At 63.4% G+C, this 10,566-nt stretch carries 8 protein-coding genes; 2 read left to right on the top strand and 6 right to left on the bottom strand.

Annotated elements, in window-relative coordinates:
• Positions 1-22 precede the first annotated feature (22 nt).
• Entirely contained in the window at positions 23-1,609 is a 1,587-nt protein-coding gene (locus RTP54_RS16975) for a hypothetical protein (RefSeq protein ID WP_312364339.1), read from the top strand.
• Here RTP54_RS16975 and RTP54_RS16970 read toward each other — a convergent pair.
• Both RTP54_RS16970 and RTP54_RS16965 read right to left on the bottom strand, forming a co-directional pair.
• Positions 1,530-2,330, bottom strand: coding sequence for a 4'-phosphopantetheinyl transferase family protein (locus RTP54_RS16970; protein WP_112833060.1), 801 nt, complete (start codon positions 2,328-2,330; stop codon positions 1,530-1,532). The genes RTP54_RS16975 and RTP54_RS16970 overlap by 80 nt on opposite strands.
• The gene (locus tag RTP54_RS16965) at positions 2,320-3,501 is read right to left on the bottom strand and encodes a DegT/DnrJ/EryC1/StrS family aminotransferase (RefSeq protein ID WP_312364336.1); all 1,182 of its coding nucleotides are present in this window, start codon (positions 3,499-3,501) and stop codon (positions 2,320-2,322) included. The genes RTP54_RS16970 and RTP54_RS16965 overlap by 11 nt, the downstream gene beginning before the upstream one ends.
• A 275-nt stretch (positions 3,502-3,776) precedes the next feature.
• Here RTP54_RS16965 and RTP54_RS16960 point away from each other — a divergent pair, with 275 nt between their 5' ends.
• Positions 3,777-5,501, top strand: a complete 1,725-nt coding sequence (locus tag RTP54_RS16960; protein ID WP_312364334.1) for a GMC family oxidoreductase — start codon at positions 3,777-3,779, stop codon at positions 5,499-5,501.
• A gap of 32 nt (positions 5,502-5,533) precedes the next feature.
• Here the strand turns inward: RTP54_RS16960 and RTP54_RS16955 are convergent, their stop codons facing one another.
• The 4 genes from RTP54_RS16955 to RTP54_RS16940 all read right to left on the bottom strand — a co-directional run bounded on the left by RTP54_RS16955 (position 5,534) and on the right by RTP54_RS16940 (position 10,564).
• On the bottom strand, positions 5,534-6,355 hold the full coding sequence (locus RTP54_RS16955) for a methyltransferase, TIGR04325 family (protein ID WP_312364332.1): 822 nt from the start codon (positions 6,353-6,355) through the stop codon (positions 5,534-5,536).
• 46 nt (positions 6,356-6,401) lie between these two features.
• Positions 6,402-7,856 carry an oligosaccharide flippase family protein gene (locus RTP54_RS16950; RefSeq protein ID WP_312364330.1) on the bottom strand — a complete coding sequence of 485 codons (1,455 nt, stop codon included), beginning with the start codon at positions 7,854-7,856 and terminating at the stop codon, positions 6,402-6,404.
• A gap of 505 nt (positions 7,857-8,361) precedes the next feature.
• On the bottom strand, positions 8,362-9,039 hold the full coding sequence (locus RTP54_RS16945; protein WP_112807754.1) for a sugar transferase: 678 nt from the start codon (positions 9,037-9,039) through the stop codon (positions 8,362-8,364).
• 217 nt (positions 9,040-9,256) lie between these two features.
• Positions 9,257-10,564, bottom strand: coding sequence for a glycosyltransferase family 4 protein (locus tag RTP54_RS16940; protein WP_312364328.1), 1,308 nt, complete (start codon positions 10,562-10,564; stop codon positions 9,257-9,259).
• Positions 10,565-10,566: the final 2 nt, after the last annotated feature.

Below are 10,566 nucleotides of genomic sequence, written 5' to 3'. Positions count from 1 at the left end.
GCGACGTGCGAAGGCAATATCCATGCGTGTCACCAGCCTACCCCTGCGCATCGGCGTTCTGGTCGAACAGGACGAACATTTCGAGAATTGGCAGCTGATGGTGTTCGATCGCATCGTCGCCGATCCTCGATATGCCCTGACCGCATTGCTCGTTCATCCATCACCCTACGGGGTCGGCAAACGCTCCTTGCTTTTCAAGCTCGCCCATCAGCTTGAGCAGGCGGCCTTCGGTCGGCAGTCGGCCTACAACCCCTGCAATTTCGATGCGCACAAGCAGCGCATCGTGCCGTTGGCATCGACGCAGCCCGGTGCGATCGCCGCGCAGGTGACGGAGCTCGGCCTCGATCTCGTGATCCGGATGACGCCGAGCAGCCTGCCCGACGACGCCGTGCGCGCATTGCCCCATGGCGAATGGGCGTTGTCGTTTTCCGACCAGAAATCGGGCGCCGGCGAGTGGTTCAGCTACCTCGAGGTCGCAAGCGGCGCGCCGTCGGTGGATCTTTCGCTCTATGTCCGGCTGGGTGCGTCCGCGTCGGCGGTTGCCATCGCGTCCTCCTCCTTCAACATCAAGTTCAGTGCGGTCAGGAACATCAGTTTCGTCAAGGAGCGCGCAGCGACGCTGCTTCTGCGCGAACTGTCGCGCCTGGCCGATACCGGCGAACTGATCACGACGCCGCTACCGACGCGCCGCCAACCCGCGCCGCCATCGATCGATCAGCTGACCCGCTATCTCGGCATCCTCAGCGGCAACCTCGCCGGACGACTGAAGAAAGCAGTGCAGCACAAGGCCGGCACCGGTTCGGCGGTCTGGACGCTGTTTACCGGCAGCGGCCGGATCGACGATTTCGAGCCGGGCATTTCCGTCGAGATCCCGCCGACGGCGAAGGACATCAAGGCGGATCCGTTTCTGCTGCAGCACGAGGGCGAATGCTATCTGTTCTACGAGGCCTATGCCGATGGCGACCGCAAGGCGCATATCGCGGTCGGCCGGTTCGACGGCGATCGGCTTGAACCGGTGGGTGTCGCGCTCGACTGCGACTACCATCTGTCCTACCCGTTCGTCTTTCGCGATGGCGACGATATCTTCATGATGCCGGAGACCCACCAGTCCAAGCGCATCGAGATCTGGCGTTGCGTCGAGTTTCCGCTGAAGTGGGAGCTGCATGCGACGGCGCTCAACGGCATGTCGGCCGCCGACAGCGTGCTGACGCGGCATGACGGCCGTTGGTGGCTGTTCACCAATCTCTCGGAGTTCCACGCCTTCGAGGATCACTGCAGCGAACTGCATGTCTTCGAAGTCGACGGGCCTGGCCTTGCGCGCATCACGCCGCACAAGCGCAATCCGGTGGTGCTCGGCAGCACCTTTGCGCGCAATGCCGGCCGGATATTTGCCCGCGAGGGGCGGGTCTTCCGCCCGTCGCAGCACAATGCGCACGGCGTCTACGGCTATGGCCTGAACATCATGGAGATCGAACAGCTGGACCTGGAGAACTACCGGGAACGGTGCATCCGGACGATCAAGCCCGATTTCAAGCCCGGATTGCTCGGCTGCCACCATTTTGACGCCGCTGGGGATCGTTATGTGCTGGATGCGCGACTGACGCTTTGAGTGCCAGAACCTCTTCATCGCATTCGCGAACTTGGACGGCATTGCCGAGGGTGAGCGCCGCGAGCGTGCCGGCGAAGCCCGGCGGGGTCACCAGGTCGAACAGGCTCCAGTTCAAAGGTGCATCACTATCGCCTTCCAGGGCTTCGAGCCTGGGAGGCGATGCCGCATCGACGGACACGTCGAAGGAATCGAGCGGCAGCGACAGGCCGGCGCCATGCGCCTTCACGAACGCCTCCTTGCGCGTCCAGCAGCGATAGAACGCCTGCAGGTAGTCCTCGCCCGAGAGGGGCGCGAGCGCCGCACATTCGCGCCTGGAGAAGAAATGTCCGGCGACATCCTCCTTGAGCGGTTTGATCGCTTCGACATCGATGCCGACGGGATAGTGGTCGGAAACGGCAAGCATTGCCATGTCGGCGGTATGGCTGAGATTGAAGTGGAGCATCTCGGCCGCCCCGGCAAGGCGCGGCTTTCCGAAGACGTTGTAGGTCAGGCCGATGCGGTGTGGCGGGATGCGAAGGTAGTGTCCAAGCACGAGGCGCAGGCCGGCGCGGCCGGCGATGAAGTGTTGGCGATGCTCGGGATAGACGAAACGCCCCGCGCGCGTCCTTTCCTCGCCGTTCAGCAGTGGAAACAGGCGATCGATGTCGCACGGGCTCGGATCGAGGTTCCAGCGCCAGACATCGATGACGTTGGGGCCGATCCGGATCAGGCTAGGTCGCATAAACGAGGCTCCCCTTCGACGCGGGACGCGGGCTGCGCATGCGTCTGGCAAAGTAGGTCATGAGCGGCAACGGATAGTTCTCGCCGAGCCCGATGCGGCAGGTCCGTTTGAGGATGTCGAGCGAGCGCGGGCACATATCCGCGGTGTATTCGATCTTGCGGTGTGCCCAGGCATAGGGGTTCATCTTCGGATTTGCCGTGCGCTGTTCCAGCACCGGAAGCCAGTTGCTGTAGACGTGGCGGCTGGAATCGTAGGGCCGATAGACCCCGCGCTTGTTTTCGGCGGCAAAGGTACGCGCCTCCTCGGCGGTGTCGAAAATGACGTGGAGGCCGGCTGCGTGGTCGCGATCGTTGTGCGGACCGATGCGCATACCGCTGCTGGCCGACAGGATCTCGGCAATCGCCTCGTAGCGACGGCGCATGCGGCGGATCATCGGATCCAGCTTCTTCAACTGTACGTTCAGCATGGCGCCCTGGATCTGGCTGGCCTTGAGGTTGACACCGAGCATGGGCGGTTCATTGGCATTGTCGAGATGGCCGCGAAACAGCGCGCCGATGTCGTGATACATCCGCGCTCGTGCAAAGAGCTGGTCGTCATCGGTCACGATCGCCCCGCCCTCGCCGATATTCATGTTCTTGAACTGATTGAAGCTGAAGGCGCCGGCATTGCCGATCGTGCCGACGCGCACGCCCTTGTATGTCAGGCCGACCGCCTGGCAGGCATCTTCGATCACCACGAGGCCATGCTCGCGGGCGATCTGCAGGATGCGATCCATGTCGCATACCATGTTGGCCATGTGCACGGGGACGATGGCGCGGGTATAGGGCGTGATCTTTCGCAGGATGTCCGCCGGATCCATCGTCAGCGTCTCGTCGATTTCGACGATGATCGGAATGGCGCCGACGGCGAGCGCCGCGCCGGCAGTCGCGATCCAGGTATAGGCGGGCACCAACACCTCGTCGCCCGGCCCGATGCCGGCGGCGGCGAGTGCTGCGATCAGGGCGCCCGTCCCGCTGCTGACCGTCAGCACGTGGTTTGTGCCGAACTTGGCGGCGAAATCCGTTTCGAAGCGCGTAAGCGGTCCGTTGCCGTCACCGCCGAAACGAGCCAGGTTGCCCGATGCAAAGACCGGAGCGAGCGCCAGCCACTCCCTGATACCTACACGCGCCATGCCGTACCCTCCGATCCTGGCCGGCTTTCCGCTCGCGCCGATCATCGGCGTTCAGGGACAAGGACAAATCGCCTGCTGGGTACCGGCCCCAACAATCAAGCCTAGGCCGGTGGCAGCGTCGATTCAAAATGGACTTCCGGTCAGGCCATGGACAAAGTGTGCAGGCTCGAGCTAGCCGAAATCAGTAGTTGCCCTACTCCCCTATGCATATTGGCAGATTTCGGCCGGATGGCGCCGGTGCTACGACCGGTATGTAGCCCGCGGGAGTTTCCTTCATGCCGATCCGTGACCTCCGATCGACCCCTTCAGATGCCGAGTTTCGTGCCGATGTCGCAATCATCGGCGGCGGCCCCGTCGGTCTGACGATCGCCCGGGAACTTGCCGGCAGCCGTTGCCGCGTGCTGATCATCGAAAGTGGCGGCGCTGATTTCGAAGCCGAACGGCAGGCGTTGAACGCCGTCGAAAATATTGGCGAGCCGATGCCACGCGAAGGGGTCGAAAGCCCGGGGCGGGGGTATAACGGAAGCCTCGCCTGGCTGAACGACATTGCGCCATTCGAGTTGCGCAACCGGGTGCTCGGCGGCAGCACGCATACCTGGATCGGCAAATGCGCAAGCTTCGACGACATCGATTTCGAACGGCGGTCGTGGTTGCCGGTGTCGGGCTGGCCGATGACGCGCGAAAGCCTGGGGCCGACGCTCGATCGCGCTGCGCGCTTGCTCAATATCGGCCCCAATTTCTATGACGAGCAGCTGTTTGAGCTTCTGCATTCGCCTCCTGACGATCTCGGCCTCGACCGCGATCTGCTGCATCCGTTCTTCTGGCAGTTCAGCCATGAGCGCAATCGGCGTGGCGAGCCCATGCGGTTTGCGCATGTGGCCGCGGAGCTCGTCGCCCCGAACATCGATATCCTGACGCATGCGACCGTTACGCAGGTCCATCTCGACCCGGACGGCAGGCGCGTCGCATCGCTCGATGTGCGCAGCCCCGAGGGAGGCCGCGCAAGCGTGCGACCGGAGGCGGTGGTGCTGTGTGCCGGCGGCATCGAAAACGCGCGCCTGCTGCTGGCCTCCCGATCGGTGATGCCGTCCGGCATCGGCAATAGCCGCGATGTTGTCGGGCGTTACCTCGCCGATCACCCGCGCTCAACGCTCCTGCGCTTCGACCGGGCGGATATCGATGCCGTGGCACGGCACTTCAACTTCTACGGCCTTGCCGATCAAGGTCGGACCCAGTTCTATCTGCACGGCCTGCGGCTGAGCCCCACGGTGCAAAGACAGGAAGGGCTCGTCAATTGCGCGGCCTATCCCGTGCAGGTCCATGCGGTTACCGACCCCTGGGCGGCGCTGAAACGACTGATGCGCGGCGATCGCACGCGGTTGGCACGCGATCTGGCCGTCGTCGCACGGTCGCCTGCTTTCCTCGCCAAGGGAACCTACCGCCGGATGGTGCAGAAGCGCGGAATGATGCATCGGTCTGACGAGTTGCGCTTCGACGTGATGGTCGAGCAGAAGCTCGATGCCGAAAGCCGCGTGACGTTGTCTGAAAAGGTGGACCGTCATGGCGTGCCCTTGCCGCGCGTCGACTGGAAAATCGGCTCGACGGAATTGCAGAGCGTCAAACGGCTGGCGCGGGCGCTTGTCTCCGAATTCGGGCGCAACGCGCTTCCACAGCCGCATCTGGTCGATTGGATCGCCTGGGACGAAGACGCCAAGGCCGCGTTCACCGACATGGCGCATCCCTCCTGCACGACACGCATGGGCAACGACCCGGCCACAAGCGTGGTCGATGCCAATGCGATGGTGCATGGAGTTGAGGGGTTGTTCGTCGCCGGCAGCTCGGTCTTTCCGACGCCCGGCCACGCCAACCCGACGTTGATGACGCTCGGTCTGGCGATGCGTCTCGCCGATCACTTGAAAGCGCGGCTCGAAAGCCGTCCGACGGCGACGGCAACGCCGCGGGTCGTTACCCAGGACGTCGTCGTTCCAGCCGGGCGTTGATACCCGGCCCCATCGTTACCGCTTTGCGATTGTCAGGGCAGCCGGAAGTAGAAGCCGGCGCTTTCGCTCGGTCCGAGCTCCGGGTGTGTTTCGATCACATGGGAAAGTGACGGGATCGACCAGCGGTCGACGAGGCGGTATCCGAGCCGCTGGATGTCGCGCAGCAGCGCCTCCTCGTTGCGCATCTGGTAAGGCACGATCGCCTTGCCGATGCGCTCCAACGTCACCACAGGACTGCCCTTTCTCAGGGCCACCTTGTTCAGCAGCAGGTGGCGAGGAAGTGCTGGCATGCGGCCGAGCAGGTCCGACAGCTGCACATCGAGATATTGCAGCAGACCGGAGCCGAGGAACAGCGGCACGGGGCCGGCATCGGCGATGCGGTCGACGAAATGCAGGCTGTCGAGCCTGTCCTGTTCGGCTCTCTTCCGGCCCGCGTTCACGATCGCCGGCAAGTCGTAGACCACCCAGCGGAAGGAGTTTTCGAGCGCGAGCAGGTCGCGGAACGCCCGGTATTTCGTGCCCATATGGCCGCCGGCATCCACCAGCCCGTCGATCTCGTCGATCACCTGCCGCATCCAGAAAAGCACCGGATAATCCCAGGGCGCGACCTGGCACATCTTGTCGAAGGCGACCGCGGCGATTTCGTCGTGATCGTAGCCGGCAAGCCCATTGGAGCGGGCAGCCGTGATGGCGTCTTCGAACGAGCCGTAGGCGCCCGTAAAGCGTTGCGGAAAGGGCGAGAGATAGCGCAGCCGGCCGCCCGCTGCCTTCAGCGTGGTCAAGGAGCGGTTGAGGCTGCGCACGGCGCTGCGCAGAAGCGGGTAGGCGGTGTTCTTGATATCGCTGGTCAGCACGATGTGTCTCCCCTGGTTGCCGCGTCCGTGTTGCTGTCTGCGTTCCTCATCCGTGGCGGCCGAACGCGAAGATCGGCCGGAGCGCATCGCTCCATCGCTGCAGGACGGCGAGTGCCGCGACATAGATTGCCGCTCCGGCGACCACCTGCAGCGCGATCGTCGACATCTGCCTCAGCGACGACGCCTCGGCGATCCGGCCGAAGAGAAAGACCGCTGCCGCCATGGCGCAGACGGCGATCGCCACGAGGCCGCAGTCGCGCAGAACGCGGTTCCACGCAAGCTCGCCCTCGCGCGATTGCAGGCGCATGGAAATCTGGAACGAGAACACGGCGGCCACACATTGTCCGAGCGCCGTCGCGACCGCCCCGAACGGGGTCAGCAGGATAATCAGCCCGACCGAGATCGCGCCGTTCAGCATCACGGCCCTCGGCATCCGGTGGATCTTGCCGCTCAAGGAAAGCAGCGGTTCGGTCACGTAGCCCGGAATGAGAAGCGTCTGTTTGGCGGCGAGAATGGCAACGAGGATGGCTGCCGGTGCCCATTTTTCGCCGAGCACGACGTCGATCAGCTCCGCCGAGATCAGTGCAAGGCCGAGATAGATCGGTGTCGATATCGCCATCAGCACCGTCATGAAAGTGGTGGCAAACGCCCCGATCGCCGCCCGGTCGGCATTGCCCTTGTCCTTGCCGGCAGCGCGGCCGAACAGGATCCATGCGAGCATTCGTGCCGGCTCGCCCATGAGTTCGGAGAAGGCGGCGACGATCCGTTCGGCGGCGCGATAGTAGCCGGCTTCGGCCAGGCCGAGGAAGCTGCCGACCACCAGTGTGCCGGCATAGGAACGAAAGAACACCACGAGCCGGTTGGCGACGATGTGGCGCGAGAACTCCAGAACTTGCGCGACGTAGGCGCGCTGCAGGCGCAGGCGCGGCAGCCACCGCACCAGGATCATCGAAGCAACCAGCATCGTCAACTGTTGCGCCAGGCGCCCGCTGATGAGCGCGACGATGTTCCACCCGAGCGAAAGCCCGCCGATCGCGACGAGCAGGCCGATGATCTCGGCGGCGATCCTGATGACCGATTGGCCGCGCAATCGCCCCTGCGAAATCAGGATGCCGTCATAGACGGTCGAGAGCGATGCCGGCAGATACCAGGAACTGAAAAGGGCGATCAGCAGCGCGTTCCAGCCGTGGCCGAGCATGTAGATCGTGGCCGCGGTGGAAAGACCGAGGATCGTGGCGATGAGACCCGAAAGCATAGACAGGGTCGCAAGCTGGTCGATGTCCGTCTTTTCGACGCCGCCTTTCATGACGAATTCGCCCCAGCCACCCTCGGCAACGACAAGAACGAAGATGGCGAAGGAGGATGCGAAGGCAAAGAAGCCGAATTCGGCGGCTGCCAGCACATGCGCTGCGACGATGAAGATCGACAGCTGGGCAGCCTGCGAAATAACCTTCGCGCTGAGAGCGGCAAAGCCGTCGCCGATCAGATCGGGAAGGCGCAAGGTGCGGGAGGATCCGGGCAAAAATCGCCGCAGCGGGAGCGTTGCCGTCGCTATCCAGCGGGGCATCATTGCACCACGACCGGGAGGAAGCGGCGCGGGTCGGAAGACGGCACGGGCTCGAGCACGGCCGCGCGCCAAGGGTTTCGCCCACCGACTGTTGCGAAATTGCCCCTGTTTGCAGAAAATTCGCAACTCCTAAGGTATGGTGTGCGTTGTAGCCATGATTCGGGTATAGCCGGTTTCGGGCTACAAGTTGGGCTATGGCGTGAACAGTGGCGCCCGCGATACATCCGCACCTCCTGGTCCGTGGTCGCCAGGGAGATGTCGGTGAGGTCAACGGGAGAGGGGAGTTCGCAGCTGATGTTGAGACGGATGTCGTTGGAAAAAGAGGGCGCCATGACCAATCGGCCTTCATGGAACACCAAGCTTGCCATTCGCTGGTCCGTGGTCTTGCTGTGCCTCATCTTCTGGGCGGCCGTATTCTTGTTCATCTGGTAACCGCCCGTCAGGTCTCGTTTGTTGCAAAGAGGACGACGCCGACCGTTTTGATGATGATCACCATGTCCAGGTAGATCGATCGGGACTGAAAATAATCGATGTCGAACTGCACACGCTCGTCATAGGTGGTGTCCGGCTTTCTTCGGACCTGCCACATCCCGGTGATGCCGGGCTTCAGCGCGGTGTAGTAGTGGAGGTTGGGGCCGTATTTCTCGGTCTCCTCCGGTGAAATCGGCCGTGGTCCGACCAGGCTCATATCCCCACGCAGCACGTTGTAGAATTGCGGCAGCTCGTCCAGGCACGTCATTCTGAGGATCTTGCCCAGCCAATGCACGCGCGGGTCGCCGACGAGCTTGCGCTTTTCCATCCACTCCTTGTTTCGCTCCGGATCGGAGGCCAAAAGTTCGGCCAGCCGTTCGGCCGCGTCGAGGCGCATGGACCTGAACTTGAGGCATTCGAACATCTTTCCCTGTGCGCCGACGCGGGACTGCCGGAACAGGATGGGCCTTCCGTCCACGATCATCAGCGCGATGGCGATCACGGCCAGTGCCGGCGCCAGGAAGATCAGCGCCAGAATGGATACGCCGACGTCGATCAGACGCTTGGATCTGCTGGCGCGGCGGGCTGCGATGGCGGCGCGCGCGGTATGGCCTTGTCGTGCAGCGCCATCAGATACGGACAGCATATCGTTCACCCCTCCAAGCACCGTTCTTCCTTCACAGGCTGCCAGCGGCTGCCTTGATTTTCAATCGACCCTGAAGGGCAGGGCCTAGTCCAATGGAGGTACACGCCGGGCAGGAAGATCGAGCCTGCGCGTAAACTGCCTAACCGGGAAGCCAGGGGCCCGCCGTGAGGCAGCAAGACATGCCGGCAGCGCGTGCCGTATGCGGCGCGAAACCGCCTCACGACACGTCCTCGCGGCTGAGATCGCCCGCACGCATCGGCAATGGGTGGTGATAGTCGCGGACATCTATTCCGGTTCGGCGGGACCTTCGCAAAACGTGGTCGTAGAGATCGATCAAGGCGTCCGCCCAGGTTTCGGGCGTATGGGCAAGGTTTGCTGCATGCCGCAAGCAGTTGCCGCTCATGTGTTGGAGACGTCTGTCGTCGGCTGCGAGCACACGCATTGCATCGGCAAGCGCCTCGACGTTGCCGATGCTGAATTTCAGGCCGCAACCGAGGCTCGCGATTTCGTCGGCGAGCAAGGCGGCGTCAGGTACGATGACCGGTATGCCACTGGAAACCGCTTCGAGTGCCGCGAGCCCAAACGGTTCGGGCACACGCGACGAGACGACCACGGCCCGGGCGCTGCCGATGATATCGCGCATCTCCTCCCTGGTTCTCCAACCGTGAACGATCGCCTCGGGATAGGTCTTTTCGATCAGCGCGCGACCGGCGCCATCGCCGATGAAATGCAGCGGCACCCCGGCAAGGCTCGCTGCCCTTGCCGCATCCTCGAACCCCTTTTCGGGCTCCAGCCGGCCGACGAAGACAAAGTTCCGGTTGGCCCACGGGCGAAGTTGGTGGTCGACGAATGGGACGACCGGATTGCGGACCGTCACCACCTGGCTGGCGTCCATGCCGGCGCGCTCGAAGTAGGTCCGCATCCTCTCATGCACGGCGATGATGTTTGCGGCCATTCGTTTCGTCGGGAAAAGCTGTTCTCGCAGCATGTGCCGCGCCGTGCGCCAGGCTTTTTCATGCAGCCCACGCTTGTCGCACTGGGTCGCAAGACAACGCCCAGACATCGGCTTCAGGTCGCAGACGCGGTTGGCGCGGAAATTGACGAAGCCGCCGTTGGGGCAGGCGAGGAAATAGTCGTGCGCGTGGAGGACGACGCGGTCGCGCACCGGCGAAAGTGACCGAAAGATCGCCGGCGACAGGATCTTCGACCAGCCGTGCACGTGATAGATCGTCGATGGGGTGTCGCGACTGGCGATCAACCCGCTCAAGGCATCGTGGACATAGGGATCGTAGAGACCGAGACGCAGCGCTTCGCTTCGCCGCCGCTCGAGCAAGGGAAGGGCGTCGAGATTGATCATGTCTGCGGTCGGCTTTTCGGCGGGCGTGCCGTCGCCGGCGAAAAACGTCACCGATATGCCGCGCTGCTGCAGAAGTTCGGCCGAAAGGATCGCGAGGTTCGTCGCACCCCCGACCCTGATGGAGCGATCGTTGATGACGACCACGCGGTCGGGAGTGATTGCCGTCATGA

Origin of the sequence: Ensifer sp. (assembly GCF_031989085.1) — a bacterium.
GTDB lineage: Bacteria > Pseudomonadota > Alphaproteobacteria > Rhizobiales > Rhizobiaceae > Ensifer.
This window is presented reverse-complemented; position numbering and strand designations above follow the sequence as displayed.